Annotated in this window: 18 protein-coding genes; 14 read left to right on the top strand and 4 right to left on the bottom strand. The window is 51.7% G+C overall.

Going from position 1 to position 18,640, the window contains the following annotated elements:
• Positions 1-82: 82 nt before the first annotated feature.
• The 7 genes from mreB to WQ57_RS05800 all read left to right on the top strand — a co-directional run bounded on the left by mreB (position 83) and on the right by WQ57_RS05800 (position 6,937).
• Entirely contained in the window at positions 83-1,084 is a 1,002-nt protein-coding gene (mreB, locus tag WQ57_RS05770) for a rod shape-determining protein (protein WP_046522793.1), read from the top strand.
• Between the two features lie 188 nt (positions 1,085-1,272).
• Entirely contained in the window at positions 1,273-1,545 is a 273-nt protein-coding gene (locus WQ57_RS05775; protein WP_046522954.1) for a DNA-directed RNA polymerase subunit beta, read from the top strand.
• 105 nt (positions 1,546-1,650) lie between these two features.
• Positions 1,651-2,073, top strand: a complete 423-nt coding sequence (fabZ, locus tag WQ57_RS05780) for a 3-hydroxyacyl-ACP dehydratase FabZ (RefSeq protein ID WP_046522794.1) — start codon at positions 1,651-1,653, stop codon at positions 2,071-2,073.
• A 254-nt stretch (positions 2,074-2,327) separates the two neighbouring features.
• Complete coding sequence (locus tag WQ57_RS05785; protein WP_046522795.1) at positions 2,328-4,427, top strand: MMPL family transporter; 2,100 nt, start codon at positions 2,328-2,330, stop codon at positions 4,425-4,427.
• A gap of 47 nt (positions 4,428-4,474) precedes the next feature.
• Positions 4,475-5,146 (top strand): response regulator transcription factor, encoded by a 672-nt coding sequence (locus tag WQ57_RS05790; protein ID WP_046522796.1) that lies wholly within the window; start codon positions 4,475-4,477, stop codon positions 5,144-5,146.
• The gene (locus WQ57_RS05795) at positions 5,143-6,519 is read left to right on the top strand and encodes a sensor histidine kinase (protein WP_046522797.1); all 1,377 of its coding nucleotides are present in this window, start codon (positions 5,143-5,145) and stop codon (positions 6,517-6,519) included. Before WQ57_RS05790 ends, WQ57_RS05795 begins: the two co-directional genes overlap by 4 nt.
• Before the next feature lie 31 nt (positions 6,520-6,550).
• Positions 6,551-6,937, top strand: a complete 387-nt coding sequence (locus WQ57_RS05800; RefSeq protein WP_046522798.1) for a hypothetical protein — start codon at positions 6,551-6,553, stop codon at positions 6,935-6,937.
• A gap of 85 nt (positions 6,938-7,022) precedes the next feature.
• Here WQ57_RS05800 and WQ57_RS05805 read toward each other — a convergent pair whose 3' ends face one another.
• Positions 7,023-8,828, bottom strand: coding sequence for an LTA synthase family protein (locus tag WQ57_RS05805; RefSeq protein WP_046522799.1), 1,806 nt, complete (start codon positions 8,826-8,828; stop codon positions 7,023-7,025).
• A gap of 201 nt (positions 8,829-9,029) precedes the next feature.
• Between WQ57_RS05805 and WQ57_RS05810 the strand changes: the two genes are divergently transcribed.
• Positions 9,030-9,359, top strand: coding sequence for a hypothetical protein (locus tag WQ57_RS05810; protein ID WP_046522800.1), 330 nt, complete (start codon positions 9,030-9,032; stop codon positions 9,357-9,359).
• Positions 9,360-9,481: 122 nt separating this feature from the next.
• Here WQ57_RS05810 and WQ57_RS05815 read toward each other — a convergent pair whose 3' ends face one another.
• On the bottom strand, positions 9,482-9,916 hold the full coding sequence (locus WQ57_RS05815; RefSeq protein ID WP_046522801.1) for a YwpF family protein: 435 nt from the start codon (positions 9,914-9,916) through the stop codon (positions 9,482-9,484).
• Between the two features lie 255 nt (positions 9,917-10,171).
• Between WQ57_RS05815 and ssb the strand changes: the two genes are divergently transcribed.
• From ssb to WQ57_RS26120, 5 genes are all read left to right on the top strand, one after another.
• Entirely contained in the window at positions 10,172-10,549 is a 378-nt protein-coding gene (gene ssb, locus WQ57_RS05820; protein ID WP_046522955.1) for a single-stranded DNA-binding protein, read from the top strand.
• Positions 10,530-10,733: a hypothetical protein gene (locus WQ57_RS05825; RefSeq protein ID WP_046522802.1), complete on the top strand. Its 204-nt coding sequence runs from the start codon at positions 10,530-10,532 to the stop codon at positions 10,731-10,733. The genes ssb and WQ57_RS05825 overlap by 20 nt, the downstream gene beginning before the upstream one ends.
• A gap of 138 nt (positions 10,734-10,871) precedes the next feature.
• Entirely contained in the window at positions 10,872-11,420 is a 549-nt protein-coding gene (locus tag WQ57_RS05830) for a GNAT family N-acetyltransferase (RefSeq protein WP_046522803.1), read from the top strand.
• A 161-nt stretch (positions 11,421-11,581) separates the two neighbouring features.
• Positions 11,582-12,298, top strand: coding sequence for a PAS domain S-box protein (locus WQ57_RS05835; RefSeq protein ID WP_241481492.1), 717 nt, complete (start codon positions 11,582-11,584; stop codon positions 12,296-12,298).
• 135 nt (positions 12,299-12,433) lie between these two features.
• Positions 12,434-12,520, top strand: a complete 87-nt coding sequence (locus WQ57_RS26120) for a YjcZ family sporulation protein (protein ID WP_084820177.1) — start codon at positions 12,434-12,436, stop codon at positions 12,518-12,520.
• 189 nt (positions 12,521-12,709) lie between these two features.
• Here the strand turns inward: WQ57_RS26120 and WQ57_RS05840 are convergent, their stop codons facing one another.
• On the bottom strand, positions 12,710-15,607 hold the full coding sequence (locus tag WQ57_RS05840; protein ID WP_046522805.1) for a DEAD/DEAH box helicase: 2,898 nt from the start codon (positions 15,605-15,607) through the stop codon (positions 12,710-12,712).
• 375 nt (positions 15,608-15,982) lie between these two features.
• Positions 15,983-17,608: an SWIM zinc finger family protein gene (locus WQ57_RS05845; protein WP_052948652.1), complete on the bottom strand. Its 1,626-nt coding sequence runs from the start codon at positions 17,606-17,608 to the stop codon at positions 15,983-15,985.
• A 364-nt stretch (positions 17,609-17,972) separates the two neighbouring features.
• Here WQ57_RS05845 and WQ57_RS05850 point away from each other — a divergent pair, with 364 nt between their 5' ends.
• On the top strand, positions 17,973-18,635 hold the full coding sequence (locus tag WQ57_RS05850) for a hypothetical protein (protein WP_046522806.1): 663 nt from the start codon (positions 17,973-17,975) through the stop codon (positions 18,633-18,635).
• Positions 18,636-18,640: the final 5 nt, after the last annotated feature.

Genomic DNA, 18,640 nt, shown 5'->3' on the forward strand with positions numbered 1-18,640 from the left:
AATCCTTGTCTATGTTTGTGTGGCAGAGGGGAGGATGGAACAGCCGCAGCCTGCCGTTTGTTCAAGGAGGATTAAGTTTAATATGTTAGCAAGGGATATTGGAATTGACCTTGGTACAGCGAACGTGTTGATTCATGTAAAAGGCCGTGGGGTTGTTTTAAATGAGCCGTCTGTCGTGGCAATTGATAAAAATACAAACAGGGTTTTGGCAGTAGGCGAGGAGGCGCGCCAGATGGTGGGGCGCACACCGGGGAACATCGTGGCGATCCGCCCGCTTAAGGACGGGGTCATCGCCGACTTCGATGTGACCGAAGCGATGCTGAAGCATTTCATAAACAAATTGAACGTAAAGGGGCTTCTGTCCAAGCCTCGCATCCTGATCTGTACTCCGACGAACATTACAAGCGTCGAGCAAAAAGCGATCAGGGAAGCAGCCGAAAAGAGCGGCGGCAAGAAGATTTACCTTGAAGAGGAGCCAAAAGTGGCCGCAATCGGTGCCGGAATGGATATTTTCACACCGAGCGGAAACATGGTCGTCGACATTGGCGGCGGTACAACGGATGTGGCCGTGCTTTCGATGGGGGACATCGTGACCTCTTCGTCGATTAAAATGGCCGGTGACAAATTTGATGCCGAAATCCTCAACTACATCAAACGTGAATACAAGCTGCTGATCGGCGAGCGCACTTCCGAGAACATCAAGGTGAACATCGGTACGGTGTTCCCTGGCTCCCGCAGCGAGGAAATGGAAATTCGCGGCCGTGACATGGTGTCCGGACTGCCAAGGACGATTTCGGTCCGTTCCGAGGAAATCGAGCAGGCGCTGAGAGAATCGGTAGCTGTGATTGTCCAGGCGGCAAGAAGCGTGCTCGAGCGCACTCCGCCGGAGCTTTCCGCCGATATTATCGACCGTGGTGTCATCCTGACAGGAGGAGGCGCCCTGCTGCATGGCATGGACATGCTGCTGGCCGAGGAACTGAAAGTGCCTGTGCTCGTAGCCGACGCTCCGATGGAATGTGTGGCGATTGGCACGGGAATCATGCTTGACAATCTCGACAGGCTGTCAAGAGTGAAAATCGGCTAAAACGTCTGCGGAAAAGCCGTTGAAGGGGAAAAGCTTTTCTCATGCACTTGTTTTTGCTACAATTTGTTAATGTAACACAGGGGAATTTTTTCTATAATAGAAATAGTATTAAAGTGAAAAACCCTGATGGCAATGGGGTAGAAACAGCCGAATGGCCGCCGGAATTCGTGTTAAAGGGGAAGAACAGAATGGCATTGAACAGCAAACAGCAGGAATCAGCGACACGGGAACAAGTGAAAACCGCTAAGAAACAGCAGCCAAAAGTGGAGAAGCGCCAAAGAATCCGTGTGCGCCTCATTCCCATCTGGCTTCGAGTCATTCTTGTCATTGTTCTGCTCGCTCTTAGCATCATTGCGGGTGCCGCTTTCGGATACGGCGTCATGGGTAACGGCAATCCAAAAGAAATCTTTGAGAAATCAACTTGGACCCACATACTGGATTTGGTTGAAAAACGACAATAGCGACAATAATCAAGGAAGGGGGAATTCCCCCTTCCTTTTTGCATGCCTTTTTTAGTACAATGGAGAAAGATAAGAACCTATTATTAGTAGGAGGTACTAAAACCCATGCTGGATATCACGCAAATCAAGGAAATCATTCCACACCGCTATCCCTTTTTATTGATCGATAAAATCATTGAAGTCGACGAAGGCAAACGCGCCGTTGGTCTGAAGAACGTCACTGCCAACGAGGAATTCTTCAACGGCCACTTCCCGGACTATCCGGTCATGCCGGGCGTCCTCATCGTCGAAGCGCTTGCCCAGGTCGGCGCCGTTGCGATGTTGAAGCCAGAAGAAAACCGCGGCAAGCTCGCCTTCTTCGCCGGCATCGACAATTGCCGCTTCAAAAGGCAAGTAAAGCCAGGCGACCAGCTCCGCCTCGAAGTCGAAATGATCAAAGTCCGCGGCCCAATGGGCAAAGGCAAAGCCATCGCCACCGTCGACGGCGAAATCGCCTGCGAAACCGAAATCATGTTCGCACTAAAGTAATAAAGCACTAAACGGTGCCTGACCCGCATCTCTTTAAAGTGATAAAACACTAAAGAGTGCCTGACCCGCTGTGGTTTAAAGCGGTAAAGGGTGCCTGACCCCGACACTTGCGGGACCCCGACACTTTCCTTTGGGAGAGTGTCTTTTTTTGTGTTTTTCGAAACCACTGCTATTTGTTCATAAAAAGTTTAGCTTTAATTTATATTGGTTCGGTAGAATGGGCCTCGTAGAAAAAAGATTTGGAGGTTTCAGAGGTGAAAAAACTATTATATCCAATTACTGACTGGGTGACGACGAAGCGGGGGATGTGGATTACGATCATTGCCTGGGTTGTGCTGATGGTCGGCCTTAGTGCGGGGCCGAAGCTGAATGATTACCGGGTGTCCAACTTCCAGTCGCTCCCGGATGAGGCTCAGTCGATGATTGCCGAAAAGAAAACGGAGGAGCTGTTCCCGAATGCGCAGGGAACGCCCGGAATCCTTGTTTTCCATAATGAAAATGGAGACATCAACCTGGAGGAAGTGCAGCAGATTCTCGACGGAATCATGGCTGAAGACATCGAGGGAATCAAGAAGATCATTGATCTTTCCGCCTTGCCGGCGCCTGCCATCCAGGGTTTCATTTCCGAAGACAACAGCACAATCATTGTGCCGATGGAATTGGAACAAGGGCTCGGAAACAGCCAGTATTCCCAAATAAATGACCATGCCTCACAGGTAGGGAATGAAATTGCCGGCCAGCTTGAGAGCACCAATTTTTATATCACAGGACCAGCGGGGATAGCCGGAGACACGGTCAAGCTGTTTGAAGAGGCGGACTTTGTCCTGCTGCTGGCGACCGTTGGCATTATTTTAGTACTCTTAATCCTGATTTACCGTTCGCCGCTGCTGGCCATCATTCCGCTGCTGGCTACGGTGATTGTCTATCAGGTGGTCAACCAGAGCGTCGCCTTGATGGGAGCCGCCGGACTGGAGATCAACAACCAGACCACTTCGATTATGAGCATCCTCTTGTTCGCGGCTGTCATCGATTACTCGCTGTTTGTGTTCTCCCGCTACCGCGAGGAACTGAACACCTACGAAAGCAAGCATGAGGCCATGAAGCAGGCGATGCGCGCAACCGGAGAACCGGTCTTTTTTGCCGGCGGAACGGTGCTGGCCGCGATGCTTGTCCTGTTCTTTGCCGATTTCCGCGACTACCAGAACTTTGCGCCTATATTCGGTATGGCGATGTTCATCATCATGCTGGCTTCGGTTACTCTTGTGCCGGCACTGTTCACGCTGTTCGGCCGCAAAGCGTTCTGGCCGAAGGTTCCGAAATACGGCCAGGAAACTCAGGTCAAGCACGGAGTCTGGGGCCCGATTGCCAAGTTTGTTGTCAATAAGCCGCTGATCGCTGGCGGAGCGGTGGCCATTTTTATGGTTGTCACCGCGCTTAACATTTTTAACCTAGAGTATGAATTCGATATGGTCAAAAGTTTCCCGGAAGACCTTCCTTCCAGGGTAGGCTATGAAATCGTTGAGGAAAGATATGATAAAGGAGAACTGGCGCCGACGACCCTGACGCTCGAAAGCAGCAGCGAGCTTACACGGGAGGACATCCTATCCGTGATCGAGGAACTCGAGAGCACCAGCGCCATTGCTTCTGCCAGGTTGAGCGGGCAGACAGAGGATGCAAAGGCGGCTAAATTGACAGTGGCCCTGAATACCAGCCCATATTCGACGGAGGCTGTTGATTTTATCAAGGAACTCCGCGAAGAAACCCCACAGCTGCTGGAGGAAGCAGGCGTGGACGCTAAAGCCTACTACAGCGGCGTGACCGCCAAGCTGGTGGATGAGCATGATGTCAACGACGGTGATATCGTGAAAATTGTCATCATGGAGACCCTTCTGATCCTTGTGCTGCTGGTGGCACTGACCCGGTCGTTTAAAATGCCAATCTACATGATGGCGACCATTCTGCTGTCCTATGTTTCGGCTCTTGGCCTTGGCCTCTTCCTTGTCGACGTGCTGTTCGGCTTTGAAGCCATTTCTACCAGGGTGCCGGTGTATGCCTTCATCTTCCTTGTCGCGCTCGGAATCGACTACAATATCATTCTCGTGTCGCGCTTTATCGAGGAGCGGAAAGCGCAAAAAATCAAACCCGCACTGGAAACGGCGATTGCCAATACCGGCGGCGTGATTTCTTCGGCAGGGGTCATCCTCGCAGCAACTTTCGCGGCTTTGATGACGATGCCGATCGCCGATTTGTTTGTGTTCGGATTTATCGTTGCCGTCGGTATTTTGCTCGATACCTTCCTGGTCCGCGGCATGCTGATGCCGGCCTTGATCCAGTTTTTTGAAAAAGACTCCTAAAACACTCATAATGGTTTTAAAAGGAAAATCCGCAGGAGGCAGGTTGTATGAAAATCCTTGTTGTCGATGACGATCTCTATATCCAGCAGCTCGTTTCCATCCATCTGGGCCGTGAAGGCTACCAGGTCCAGCGCTGCGGCTCGGCGGAGGAGGCGCTAGCCTACCTGGAGGAGCACAGTGCGGACCTTGCGATTGTGGACGTGATGATGCCTGGCATGGATGGCTTCCAATTGACGAAGCTTCTGACTGAGGATTTGCAGATTCCGGTCATCCTGCTCACGGCGAAGGGCCAGCTGGAAGACAAGGAGCGCGGCTTTTTATCCGGAAGTGAGGATTATATCGTCAAGCCGTTCGAGGTAAAAGAACTGCTCTTTCGCGTCGCCGTCGTCCTGAGGCGGTCCGAGCGCGCCATGGAAACCATTATCAAAGCAGGCAATATCAGGCTGGACCGCAAGAGCTTCGAGGTCGAAATCAACCAGGAAACGATTGTGCTGCCTCTAAAGGAATTCGAGCTGCTCAGCCTGCTCGCTTCCCGTGAAAATAAAGTCACCACCCGGAGTACGCTGATCCAGCAGGCATGGGGCGAGGATTATGAAGGCAGCGAGCAGACGCTCAACACCCATATCAACCGGATCAGGGACCGCCTGAAAAAGAATGGCGCCAGCGTCGAAATCCAGACAATCCGCGGCATCGGCTACAAGCTTGAGGAAGTTCAATGAACACGCTGTATCGGAAGTTCACGGCTGCCACTCTTGGAATCCTGGCCATCTCCATCGCCATTGGCTTTGCGCTCGCCAACTTCGTCTATCTCACTTCGACAAAGGAGAAAATTGACAGGCAGAATGTCGAAATTGCCCAGGAAATTGTCGATGTTCTGGAGCAGGTACATGGCTCTGGCACAGCTTATCCGCCTTACCTGGAATCGGTTGGCAAGCTGGGGTATCAGATTTATGTGTTGAGCGAATCGGGCGAGGAAGCGTATTTTGGACAGCCTTTCGCCAGGGGAGAGCTACCGGAAGAGGCAATGGAAGTGATAGCGAACGGGGACATTTACCACGGAATGAACACATTCAGAAATCAATTTTGGATGATGGGGCATTTCGCCAATGACCTCAGGAATACGGTTGGGATTCCATTCACTCTTGACGGTGAGCAATACGGCCTGTTTATGCGCCCAAACAACAGGCTGCTGTTTTCGGATATCCATATAACGCTGGTTATTTTTATTGCGGCGATTGCAGCCGTCTCCATCATCGGTGTTCTCTGGTTTGCCAAGCAGCTGATCAGGCCGATCACGAGATTGAAGGAGGCAACACATGAGATTTCAAGGGAGAATTTTAACTATGCGCTGGATATCGATCGCAATGACGAAATCGGGCAGCTTGCTGAAAGCTTTAAAATGATGCAAAGGCAGCTTCAGCATAATGACGAGGCCCGCAAATCGTTTATCTCGAATGTTTCGCATGATTTCCAGTCGCCGCTGATGAACATCCAGGGATATGCCGACCTGCTGAGCGCGCCGGAAACAAGCGAAGGTGAGCGCCAGCAATATGTGGAGATTATCGGCGAGGAGTCGAAGCGGCTTTCCAGTCTGACGAAGCAGCTGCTGCTGCTCACCTCCCTGGATCAGGCTGCCTATCCGATGAAGCTTTCGGACGTCCAGATTGACGAGCAGATCAAGGCAATGATCCGCAAATACCAGTGGCGGCTTGAAGAAAAGGAAATCGAGGTATCGTACAAGCTGCAGCCTGTCTGTTTGAAGGCCGATGCCGAGCTGATGGTGAATGTTTGGGACAATCTGCTGACCAATGGTATCAAGTACAACACCGTCGGCGGCAGCATCTGGATTGGTCTGTCGAGGCAGGGTGATGCTGTGGAGCTCATTTTCAGGGACACAGGAATTGGCATGAACGAAGAAGCTGTTTCGAAGATTTTCGACCGGTTTTACCGGGTCGATGCCGCTCGCAAGAAGGGCGGCACCGGCCTCGGCCTGGCAATCGTGAAGCAGGTCATCGATTTGCACGGCGGGGAAATTGCCGTTGAAAGCAAAGTGGGAGAAGGAACAACTTTTACAATAAAACTTCCTGGATAAAAGACAGGGAAGAATAGTAGGGGGAATTTAAGTGGAGAAACGTTGGAGTATAAGGCTTATTCGATTTGCCGCCATCTTTGGGATCATCGGGACGTTCATCGGTTCGCAGATGTCGGGAAGCATGGATTATTCTTTAAGGCCAATTCATGCGCATATTCTTTTGGTGGGCTGGCTGTCGGTGTTTGCCTGGGGAATTTTCTATCAGGTGTTCAAGGTAAAATACAAGAAGCTCGTATCGATTCATAGCGTACTGGCGATGGCAGGGGCACTGGGGCTGACACTCGGGATGTGGATGTACAACCTCAACCCATTCGGCCTGAACGACACCTTCGTCATGATTTTTTTTATTGTGGGCGGATCACTCCTCCTGCTCGCCTTCGCCCTATTCGCTATCATCACGTTCCTAACAGAGAAATAGGGGTCAGGCACCCTTTGCCGCTTCACCGCAACGGGGGTCAGGCACCCTGCGGCGCTTTAGAGCGCTGCAGGGTGCCTGACCCCTTTTATTTCAGTCCGTTCACATACTCATCAGACAATGAAAGATACTTTAAGATCCAATCGAGCTGCTTGAGGGCGGCCTGGCCGGCGGGTTTGGTGGTGCGGTCGGCAATGGTGGTGAGCTCGCCGCTGTCCCGGGTTTCTCCTGGGGAAAAGCCATACGTGCTGTCAAGGTACGTCCCGGTCGGAGCATAAAAACGCACACCAATCAGGTTTTCCTTTGCATTCATCAGGTCGGTGCCAAACACAACCTCCCGTCCCAAATCCAGCCCAAGCAGATTTGCCAGGGTAGGGTAGATGTCCACCAACCCCCCGGTCATTTCCACAATCTTCCCGCCCGCCGCTCCTGGCACCCGCAGTACGAGCGGCACATTCAAATGGTCGAGCAGCCCGTGATATTCGCGCCCCAGCAGCTTCCTCACCAGCTCTTTGTCATGGTCATTCTTCGTCTGCAGCCCCTGGTGATCCCCGTACACCACCATCACGCTCTCCTCATAAAGCCCGTCCGTCTTCAGCTGCTCCACCAATTTCCCCAAAGCATAATCGGCATAATTGACGCTCTGAATATACTTGCCGACGATGCTGCCATCAAACTCCTCCGGCAGCCCCATCACCAGCTTCTTTTTCTCCTCCGGCAGCTCATAAGGAAAATGGCTGGAAAGCGCGATGAGATTCACATAAAAGGGACGGCCCTCATCCCGGAATTCCCGCAGCTTCACCATCGACTTTTCATAAAAAATCTCATCAGAGGTCCCGTACGCAATGAAATCCTCTTTGCCAAAGTAGCTTTTATCGTAAAATTCCTGGAAACTCAAGGACTTGTACATCTCCTCCCGGTTCCAGAAGGAAACATCATTCGCGTGAAAAGTGGCAGTATGGTAGCCGGCTTCACCCAGTATAACAGGCAGGCCGCGCATTTCCTTGCCGGCAATCGCGGCCGTCATCGGCGTGTCACCCAGCGCATAGACCGACGTATTGGTGATAAACTCGGCGTCCGAGGTATTTCCCTTGCCAACCTGGGTATAGAAATTTGGGAAATACATGCCATCAGCCGCCAGCCTGTTCAGGTTGGGAGTAATCTCCCTGCCGCCGATTTTTTTATTCACCAGAAGATCCTGAACAGACTCAAGCTGCACAACAATCACATTCTTGCCCTTGGCAATGCCGGCCAACTCAACGCCTCCGCGCACCCGGTTCCGCTGCTGTTCAGCGACCATCTCGGGAGTCACTTCGACATCGCCCCTGAACGCCGCGCTCATCCCGGACAGGCCCTCCATCAGCTGATAGCCGACCAAACCCAGCTGATTGAACTGGCTGATCTCACTTAGCGTACCCCGGGCGTTCCGCACCCCATTGGCCACAAACACGCCCGCCAACACAAGAACTCCAACCAGAACCCACCGTTTCAGCCTAAAAGAAACCCTCCGCTTCATTAAAAAAGGGAGAACGAGGAAATCGGCGAACAGCAGAAGATATCTGTATTTAAAAAGCGCTGCAATGCTGTCGCCGACGTCGCCAAGCTGGTCAGCCTGACCAAGCGCCTTGTAAGTGATGATGCTGTTGTAATAGTCAAAATAAATGATGGCTGTCAGGGAAACCACTGATATCAGCAGGTTCACGGCCAAAAGCAGGGGGTTCGCCCGCTTGCCGTCCGCTGCGGCTATCAGCACGATCAGCAAAAACAGCAGCGAAATCTCGGCCAGAACGCCTGGCACGTGGATTTCCCCGATGATCAGCTGCCTCACAAACAACACTTTTAACACCAGCATGAAAAAAGTGGCCGACGTAAATATATTCCACTTACTTTCCATAAAATCTCTCCCGGTTTTAGCGCTCCTATTATTGGTTAGTGTTCTCAAAACGGCACTATATCCAACTTGAAAACCGGAAATTCACATGCCAAAATCCCCCTGAAAATCACATGCAAGTTCTCCCTCATTACCGGGCAACATAACTGCAGACCCATGCTGGTCACCTTTAGAACAAACTATCTAGGAAAGGGGTTTTTTCGTTTGAACAAGAAACTTTTAGCTGTAATCGGCGGTACGATCCTTTCTGCTTCCCTTGTGACAGGCTGCGGAACTGATAATAATGACCCGGCTCCTCCGGCTGACGATAACAACGGTGCAGAGATCAACCGTTATGATGACCGCAACAATGGCATGTTCAACAACAACGACGACCGCGGCATCTTCGACAATAACAATGGCGGCAATGGAAATGGCATGAACGACAGGAATACCGGAAACGACGGCGACATGATGAGGGACAACAACACTCGTGGCGAAGATCCAATGGAAGACCGCCTTGACATGAACGACCGCAACGACCGCGACCGTTAATAAGAACGAAGATTACCAAACAGGGCAGGGTAATACCTGCCTTGTTTTTTTGTGTGGCGGGCTTGGAATTTCCACATCCTAGCACATAAAAAAACCACCCCAGCGCTAGAGGCTGAGGTTGGTTATACTTTCTTTGGCAGGACGATTTTGGGACGGGAGACGATTTTTTCGCGGAATTCACGCAGCAGGTCATCGCCGGTGAAACCCTGCTCGAGCAGGTACTCCAGCAGCATGGCGGGGTAATCGTTTTTGATCTTGGTCAGGCTGCCTCTTAGCAGGATGCTAGCATTTCCGTTGATCCTCTTGATGGTGCAAACCTTCGACTTGAAAGCGGCGGGGTCGTTTTCCTTCTTGGTAATGACCACCTGGACGACGATGTCCTTCTGCTCCTCGCACGCTTCCTCAAAATGCGGAATGAACTTCTCATCAACAAAGACTTCGATCAGCCAGTTCCCGCTTGCATCTTCCTTGTTGATGATCAGACCTTCCTTAATTTCGATATCCGTGACATTTTCTTCATCGACAATTTGCAAAGAGATCAATCTAAATGACTTCATGGCGCCCTCCTTATCCCTTTTACGAAAAGTATAACATAGCGATAAAAAAGAAAGCGAATTCAATCGTTGTCGAAAAATCTTTGAAGGATGGCTGAAAATAGCAATATCAACATCAGCAGCCCTCCTAAAAAGAATTTATCGCCGCAAAGTCTGCCCAAATCGACAAAAACCTGCCTTCCAATCGATACCTTTGACGATTTTACGGGAAAGCTGGCAGATTGTATGATGAAGGCATCAAAGCGAAAGGAGAACTCCATGATCAACCAGATCGTTCTTGTAGGGCGGCTGACGCGCGATCCTGAACTGAAGTACACGCCTGATGGAAAGGCTGTCACCAATGTCACCCTGGCAGTCACCCGGCAATACCGCAATGCAAACGGCGAGCAGGAAGCCGATTTCGTCCCATGCATCCTCTGGAGGAAAACCGCTGAAAACACCGCAAACTACTGCCGAAAAGGCTCCGTCATCGGTGTGAACGGCCGTATCCAGACCCGCCATTATGAAAATCAGGAAAAAAAGCGGGTATACGTGACAGAGGTCGTTGCCGAGCATGTGCAATTCCTCAGCAAAAAGCCGGCGGCACAAGGGTCGCAGGAAGTGGAGGTCATGCCCTTTGAGCCGGTGCCCCAATGAAAATGAAGGACTGGAAAAACTGCTGGTCAGCCTGATCAAGATGGTCGGGAAGACCAATGAAAAAGTCGACAGCCTCACGCGACGGATCCACCAGCTTGAAATGGCGGCCATCGAACAGCAGGAACAGCGCCAGTTCACCTTCCTGGCTGGCCAGGCACAGCCGGAAGAACTGAAAAGCATGTAATTTCTCCAAATTGTCTCCATCAGAAAAAATCAATTACTGCCACCTATTCCCCCATTTTAGCCGGCCAGCTTTTGGCCGGCATTTTTCATATTGATTTTACCTGGGAAAAACAGGATAGTAAAATAGGGAGGGGTCTTCATGAAAGTGAATCCGAAAGAGTTTCAGGTTAAGGGCATCCGTTATATTTTGAGGTCTGCTGAAGAGGAAGATGCGCGGTGCTTGTCTGAAGTCCGGCTGCAGATTGATGGCGAGACTGAAAACATGGACCGCGAAAAAGGGGAGGCATACATCGATGAAGCAGGCTTCAAGCAGCTGATTTCCGAAGACACCGAAAGCGCCCGCAGCTTGTTTTTAGTAGCCGAAGTGAATGGCAGGATTGCCGGGTTTGCGAGATGCGAGGGAAGCAGTCTAAAGCGGCTGGCGCATAAAGTCGAATTTGGCATCTGTGTGCTAAAAGAGTTCTGGGGATATGGAATCGGCCAGAACCTGCTGAGGGAGGCCATCCTCTGGGCAGACGGAAGCGGCATCAAAAAAATCAGCCTGAGTGTGCTTGAAACCAATGAAAAGGCCATCAAGCTGTATCAGAAGCACGGGTTTGAAACCGAAGGCATCTTAAGGAAGGATAAACTTCTTTCTGACGGCCGGTATTATAATACCGTCGTGATGGGAAGATGGCATGGCATTTAATTAAATTTCAAAGAAAACACAAATTTGTAACATGTTCAAAACATTAAAACTTTCCAATTCCTGTATAATAGAGCGTAATACCCTTACGATTATGTCTATTGCCACTGTTCATATCATGGAAATTCCGCAACTTACAGGAAGGGACGATTTTATTGATCAATATGTATTCTTCTATACTCGAAAACATCAGAAGTGCAGTCATGGTGATCAACCACCAGTATACAATTGTTTCTGTCAATAAACAGTGCGAAAAACTTCTGAGTGTAAAGAGGGAAGAAATTTTAAACAAGAATATCTTTCAAGCCTTTCCTGATGCGCCTGATGAAGTAAGACATATTGAGCACACAATAAAATACGAACAGGAATATGCTATAGACGTCATGCCTTACCAATGGGGGCCCTATAACGCTTATTTCACCATCCATACAAAGCTTATTTACGAGGATGGCTTGGTGGCAGGGGCAATGGCGGAATTCGCGGATATAACGCAGTATATTGACCGTGAAGAGGACCTCAAAAAAAGTGTAGAAGCGATGGCAACGAATCTGGTGCCTATATCCCGTTCTACAGCCATCCTCACGCTGACCCAGCCTGTAGTAGCAGAGCTGACGCCAGGGTTATTTATTGAAAAAACGCTGCGTGCCGCCCACTCACTTGATGTAAGCAAAATCATTCTGGATGTTAACGCTATTTATGAAGCGAATGATATTTTTTATGAGTCGATCACAAAATTGGCTTATGGAATGCAGCTGATCGGAAAGGAAATGATCCTTACCGGGTTTCGTCCGGCCGTTGTCCGCCAAATGACGGATAGGGGATTTGACTTGCGGGGACTGCGGATTTACCCCACTCTAATGAGAGCCATGGAGTTAAACTAGGCTGCCGCAACAACTGGATAACAAGTGCAAACCCGCCTATTTGGCGGGTTTTTGCCATGCTTGGGATGTTCGTCCAATCAGCGGGAATATCCCTACATACACTATCACAGTAGAGAATATGGGAGGTGAAAATTTATGTCACACAAATCCAATAACTTTGCTTTGTTCGTTGTGCTGTTTATTCTCCTGATTATCATTGGAGCGTCTTATATGAGCTACTGATGGGGAAGTAAAAAGGCAATTCCCGCCTCCAAACACCATCTGATTTTCTATTGTAAAAGGCTGCTGAAAAAGATTCAGCAGCCTTAAATATTTCTTTACTTAACTAAAGCGTGCCTGACCCGCGGTGCGGTAATGCACTAAAGGGTGCCTGACCCGCGGTGCTTTAAAGCGTCACAGGGTGCCTGACCCCTACGCGAGCCGAACCAGGTTTTCCAGTTCGTCGGTGGTGAGTTCGGTGATCCAGTTGTCGCTTTGGATGATTTGGTCGTTCAGGGTTTGCTTTTTCTCGAGCATGGCGTCGATTTTTTCTTCGAGCGTCCCGGTGGTGATGAGCTTGTGCACGTGCACGAAGCGGCTCTGGCCAATCCTGTACGCGCGGTCGGTGGCCTGGTTTTCAACGGCCGGGTTCCACCAGCGGTCATAATGGATGACATGGTTCGCCGCGGTCAGGTTCAGCCCGGTGCCGCCAGCTTTCAGCGACAGCAGGAAGAACGGGAACTCGCGGTTCTGGAACTGCTCAATCAGCTGATCGCGCTTCGCCTTCGGCAGGCCGCCATGCAGGAACGGCACTTCGACGCCAAATTCCCGCTTCAAAACAGAGCGGATCATTTCGCCCATGCCGATGTACTGTGTGAAAATCAGGCAGCTTTCGTCCTGATCGCGCACCGCCTCGACAAGCGAAAGCAGCTTTTCCATCTTCGCCGAGCGGTCAACAAGCCGCTCCGGCTGCTCTTCTTTTAAATACAATGCAGGGTGGTTGCACAGCTGCTTCAGACGGCCAAGCATCTGCAGGATCAGCCCCTTGCGCTCAAACCCTGACAGCTTTTCAATCTCGCCGAACGTATCCTTGACAAGCTGTTCATAAAGCGACGCCTGCTCGGCGGTCAATGGGCAGTATTCCTTTTGCTCGACCTTGTCCGGCAGGTTCAGCGCCACGTCTTCGTCTTTCTTCGTGCGCCGCAGCAGGAACGGCTTGATCAGCGCCTGCAGCTGGGCAATCTTCTGTTTCTCGCCGTCCTTTTCAATCGGCAGGATGAACTGCTTCTGGAAGCTGCCGGCAGTGCCAAGATAGCCGCGGTTGGTAAAATCAAAAATCGACCACAGCTCGGACAGGCGGTTTTCCATCGGCGTCCCGGTGAGGGCGATATGATGGCGGCCCTTCAGCTTCCGCACCGCCCGGGACTGTTTCGTGTCAGCATTCTTGATGTTCTGCGCTTCATCGATCGCCACCGCACTCCACTCGATTGCCTCGAGCTCCTCAAAATCAAGATGAGTCAGCCCGTAGGAAGTCAGGACAATGTCCGCTTCCTGTGCCGCCTCCCCAAGCGCCTCGCCCTTCAGGCGGTGCGGCCCGTAATGCAGCAGCACCTCCGTGCCCGGTGCAAAGCGCTCGATTTCCTTCTGCCAGTTGCCGAGCACCGAAGTCGGACAGATAATCAGCGCCGGCCCGGCATCAGGCTCCTGATCTTTTACCGACAGCAGGTAGGAGATCAGCTGAATCGTCTTTCCAAGTCCCATATCATCGGCAAGCACAGCGCCAAAGCCGTATTTCCGCAAAAAGAGCAGCCAATTCATGCCAAGCTTCTGGTACGGCCGCAGCTCGCCATTCAAACCGGCAGGCACAGGGGAGTCGGGAATCTCTTTCGTTTCCGACAGCTGCTTCATCATTTGCTTCCAATGGCGGTTCAGCTCAATCTGGATTTTCGCAAACGCCCGCGGATCCTGGAGTTCTTCCGACGGTTCCTCGCCTTCCTCGGCCAGCTCCTGCTGCAGCAGGTCGCGGATGTGCAGGCCTTCCTTGTCGGCCTTCTTCATCAGGTCCTGGATCTGGCGGATGAAGCCGTGGTCCAGCTTGATCCAGCGGCCCTTCAGGTACACAAGCCGGCGCTTTTCATTCACGAGACGCTGGAACTCATCCTCGGTCAGGTCAACGCCATTCATCGAGAAGCGCCAGTCATAGTCAAGCAGGGCGTTCAGGCCGACAAACGAACGGCGATAGCTGCCCTGGCCTTTCAGGCGCGCCTTCACCTTGAGGTTCGCATTCTTGATTGCTTCCCACCATGATGGCAGGAGAATCTCAATGCCCAAGGCAATCAGCGTTTCGCTCATCTCGGTTAAAAACAGCCATGCCTCTTCTTCAGAGAGGTGGGTTTTCAGGCGGCCGTCCTCCGCCAGCGCCGGGAATATTCCCGCCAGCCGGCTTTCCTCATCCTCAATTCGCTCCGAGAATGGGTCCCAGTCAGCAGGGAAGGAGCCATAGTCCCGAGCATCAATCGCCATCCCATTATTGCCGCGCAGAAACAGGCTGAGGTTCCAGCTGCCATCCTCCTCAAGCGGCTCTTCCAGCCGCATCCCGATCCGGAACGGCGCGGGATTTTCCTTAATTCCGATCCACTCCAGCCAGCGCATCTCGTCAAAATAGGCCGCCAGCTGTGCGCCGGAAAGCTGGTTGTTGCGCAGCAGCTCCAGCTTCTCGCCAAGCAGGTGCTTCAGGCCTTCGTTTTCATTAAAATAAGCTTCCAGCGCATGGTGGAACAGGTGGGCAACGAAGGTTCTCACATGGTACGCTTTTCCGTTCTGTGTGAGGGTTTCGTCCCAAAAGCTCTGTCCAAATTCGCTCTGGACGTTCTCGGGCAGCGACCAGCGGAAGGCGGATGAGGCGGGGGCGTCTCCGCTCGCTACGGCCAGAGCTCCAACCCCGGTCTCTTCCATTCCTCCATCTGCACCGCCAGCCAGCGCCGCAAAATCCGGGTGCCAGTCCTTGGCGAGCACGCTGTCGTGAATCGCATGGGCGCACGAGAGGCAGAGGTCCGAGAGCTCATCCCAATCCCAATGGACAATCCGGTTGAACCCTTCCTCCGCAAACAGCGTCACAAGCTGCCAGCTGCCGATCACCACGCCCTCGATGCCGTCTTGCTTGCCAGTCTCCAGCATCGTGCCGTAGTAGCTTTCTTTATGTCGGTTAAAAAGAAGATGCTTCCACTCCGAAAGCGGCAGCGAATTTTCATAGGTGTCTTCGGCATGCAAAAAGAACATGCCATCATCCAGCGGCTTCATCCGAACCAGTATTTGTTTCATTCGCAGCATCACGCCGCTCCTTTCATGCGCAGGTGCGGAGGCACCGTGCGGGGTTTCGTTCGTATTAAAAATTGGTGTCCAACACCCTAGCGTAGGTCAATCTCAGAAGTGTGGACACAAATTGGACACAGGTTTTTCAATAAAACTGATTTATTGATGCAATAACTAAAATAATTGATGCAATAACTACATTAATTGAAGCAATAACCGAAAAAATTGATGCAATACCTTCATTGGAGGGAACTAAACCCGTCATGATCATGCATCCAAGCCAAAATTTTAAGATGAACACCCATTTTTGATGGTGCCATCCTATAATTTGTGTAAAATGAGTCCGCTTTTTCATAAAATGCAGGCGCACACGGGAAAATTCAACCGTCCCAGCTACTCCTTCTCCACTATCAGCTTCCCACGCTCACACTCAGCATGGAACGCGCGCAGCCTTTTGTTCTTCTCGAGCAGCTTGTCAAAATAAACCTCCCACTCGGGGGTGCGCTTCAGCTTTTTATAGGCAGCGCGCAGTTTTTTCAGCAAGCGGACCGCCTGCTTGTAGGCGCTGCGGTTCTTCTGGAGAATCAGCCCGTCGGCGGCCTGGTGCAGCAGCGGCAGCAAGACCTCGGGGGCTTCCTTCTGCAGCACCTTCACTCTGTCATTCGGCACGGTGAAATATTCAAAGCTTGTATACGTGAATAGCTCGCCCCATTTTTCATACGAGCCTTTCTCGAATAAAAAGTCTTCGTACTCGATATAGCTGAAGGGGAGGGAAGCGTTCAAGAGCTTCTCGTACAATTCCTCGCGGCCGCCGTTCCGGAAAAACGGCGCGGCGGTGCGCAGCGCAAGCCGCGTAAAGTCGCGCGCCTGCTGGTGGTTCTGCATCGAAGCAAGCGCCGGACGCATCTGCCCGGCCATGTATTCGATATAGGCCCCAAGCCGGGCGTTGTCGCCCTGGCGCCCCAGATCCTCAAGCCAGTAAAACAGAAATGACAGAGGCGTGTCGTTCAGCTTTTTCAGGAAATCAAACAACTCCCGGTCGCGCCTCGCCAAATAATAATGATGCGCCAGCGCAACGTTCTCGGCCATCGTCCGTTTGCCTTCGCCGAAAGCCTCCAGCCGCTCGCGTTCTTCCTCCCGCCAGCTGTTCTGCTTGAACAGCCCCGACCAGAGCATCCGGTACAAATTGGCCCGCTCATATTCAAACAGGTCGGCCGTATCAATCAGCCCCGCCGACTCGTCCTTCAGTGCTTCGATATATTCGTCAAAATCAAACGGCAGCGAGTTGACAGACAGAGAATGGATGCCATCATCAATCTCATCCTCAAGGCTGTCGAACAGATAGCGGTAATAGCGGTTCACCGTCGAGCTGTTATGCTCCAGCTCCCCGGTCAGGGCCGCCAGCTGCTTGAATCCGTAAATCCGGCCGATCAGCTCATAAAGCGTCCGCCATTCAGGGCTTGAGGGCGCTCCTGCCCGGACGCCGCGCAAGTACGTTTGCAGCAGGCTGGCAATCACATACGGGTTCGGCTTTCCTTGGCCGAGCATAATCTCGTTAAAGCTCCGGGTAAAATTGTCCGTCCACAGCGTATAGCCTTTTTCGTGTCCTGATGCACTTTTCATCAGTTCCTTCGCTTTCTGCAAGCCCCACTCTTCCGCCTGCAGGCTCTCCTTCGCCGGCCGGCGCCATTCATCCACCCAGTCGGCGACACTGCCAATCTCGGCGTAGGCCTGGAAGAACGCTGCCATCCGGTGGCGGCAGAAGCCATAGGCCGGGCAGGTGCAGGAGCTGTCCTCCGGGTCGGGGAAATTCAGGTAGACCCTCACCGGCGTCACATCCTGGACCGACGCCCAAATTGAGCCGCCCACATATTTCAAATGATGGACCATTCCCTGGCGATAGAGCATCAGCCCTTTCTGGACCACCTTCTGGTCCTCCTCCGATTCGGGGCGGAGCCTGGTTTTCAGCAGCGCCGCCGCTTCCTTCATCTTCATTTGCGTACCGGGAACCATCGCCATGTCCATACCTCCTTTACCTGTATTACCTCTATAAAAAGGCCAAACGGCCGCTTCCAAGAAAAATCCATATTTCTTTATTATACCGCAAAAGCCGACGCAAGAGGAGGGGAAGTGAGATTCATATTTCTTTTACAAAATACAAAAAGGATTTTCTACCGCATTGGAAGAATACATATTGTAACGACCTTCACATACCAGATTTATGAGGGCACGTTCACATACCGGTTTTATGGAGATAGTCCCATACCCGTTTATCCAAAAGTCGGATGACAGGTGCCAGGATTTGGTTTATTGTTAGGGAAAACGGGGTATAAGAGTCCGTTGATTTTAAAAATAGAGACAGTTACAGTTGGGGGAAAACACAATGATGTACCAGACGAGGCTGATCCGCGGCCTGCGCCACCCGGATTATTTTACATATGAACTAAAACAGACTGAAGATGTTGGCAGGGTGTGGAGGCAGACGCTGCTGCTCATTTTGCTGAGCGGCTTCGTGTTTGGGCTGAGCGCCTTTTTCGGCCTTGGCTCCGAATACATATCGGCGAGGCTGACCGACCTGAGGCCGGCTGAATTGGAAATGCACAAAGCCTTGTTCATCATCGGGCAAATCCTCCGCGGCCTGTTTTACGGTGCGGCGATCATTTATCTTTCCGCCCTTTGGTTCTGGAGCATGACCGATACCGACCTCAACCGCTTTGTCGTCGTCCAGATGATGGTGCTGCTCATCCTTCTGCTGGAGCAGCTTCTGTTCATCCCGATTTCGTTCCTCCTCGGTGTGCCGGCTGAATCGTCGCCGTTTTCGCTCGGCCCGATCGCCCAGGTGCTCACAGGCAACACATTTCTTATTAACTTTCTTGCCAGTATCACCATTTTTAAACTGTGGGCCATCTATATTCAGTATATTTATGTGCGGTCGCTGACCGAAAAGCCGCGCGCGCATGTGCTCGGACTGGTCATTGGGCTGAACCTGATGTATTGGCTGTTCAATGCGCTGTTTTCCATCATCCAGTTCGAGAAAATTATTTAGCAGGC

The organism is Mesobacillus campisalis, assembly GCF_000986785.1.
Classification (GTDB): Bacteria; Bacillota; Bacilli; order Bacillales; family Cytobacillaceae; genus Mesobacillus_B; species Mesobacillus_B campisalis.

What these genes read in the sequence shown, in the direction of transcription:
- mreB (WP_046522793.1), top strand. Translation starts at nt 83, where the DNA reads ATGTTAGCAAGGGATATTGGAATTGACCTTGGTACAGCGAACGTGTTG.
- WQ57_RS05775 (WP_046522954.1), top strand. Translation starts at nt 1,273, where the DNA reads ATGGCATTGAACAGCAAACAGCAGGAATCAGCGACACGGGAACAAGTG.
- fabZ (WP_046522794.1), top strand. Translation starts at nt 1,651, where the DNA reads ATGCTGGATATCACGCAAATCAAGGAAATCATTCCACACCGCTATCCC.
- WQ57_RS05790 (WP_046522796.1), top strand. Translation starts at nt 4,475, where the DNA reads ATGAAAATCCTTGTTGTCGATGACGATCTCTATATCCAGCAGCTCGTT.
- WQ57_RS05795 (WP_046522797.1), top strand. Translation starts at nt 5,143, where the DNA reads ATGAACACGCTGTATCGGAAGTTCACGGCTGCCACTCTTGGAATCCTG.
- WQ57_RS05805 (WP_046522799.1), bottom strand. Translation starts at nt 8,828, where the DNA reads ATGGAAAGTAAGTGGAATATATTTACGTCGGCCACTTTTTTCATGCTG.
- WQ57_RS05815 (WP_046522801.1), bottom strand. Translation starts at nt 9,916, where the DNA reads ATGAAGTCATTTAGATTGATCTCTTTGCAAATTGTCGATGAAGAAAAT.
- ssb (WP_046522955.1), top strand. Translation starts at nt 10,172, where the DNA reads ATGATCAACCAGATCGTTCTTGTAGGGCGGCTGACGCGCGATCCTGAA.
- WQ57_RS05830 (WP_046522803.1), top strand. Translation starts at nt 10,872, where the DNA reads ATGAAAGTGAATCCGAAAGAGTTTCAGGTTAAGGGCATCCGTTATATT.
- WQ57_RS05835 (WP_241481492.1), top strand. Translation starts at nt 11,582, where the DNA reads ATGTATTCTTCTATACTCGAAAACATCAGAAGTGCAGTCATGGTGATC.
- WQ57_RS26120 (WP_084820177.1), top strand. Translation starts at nt 12,434, where the DNA reads ATGTCACACAAATCCAATAACTTTGCTTTGTTCGTTGTGCTGTTTATT.
- WQ57_RS05840 (WP_046522805.1), bottom strand. Translation starts at nt 15,607, where the DNA reads ATGCTGCGAATGAAACAAATACTGGTTCGGATGAAGCCGCTGGATGAT.
- WQ57_RS05845 (WP_052948652.1), bottom strand. Translation starts at nt 17,608, where the DNA reads ATGGCGATGGTTCCCGGTACGCAAATGAAGATGAAGGAAGCGGCGGCG.
- WQ57_RS05850 (WP_046522806.1), top strand. Translation starts at nt 17,973, where the DNA reads ATGATGTACCAGACGAGGCTGATCCGCGGCCTGCGCCACCCGGATTAT.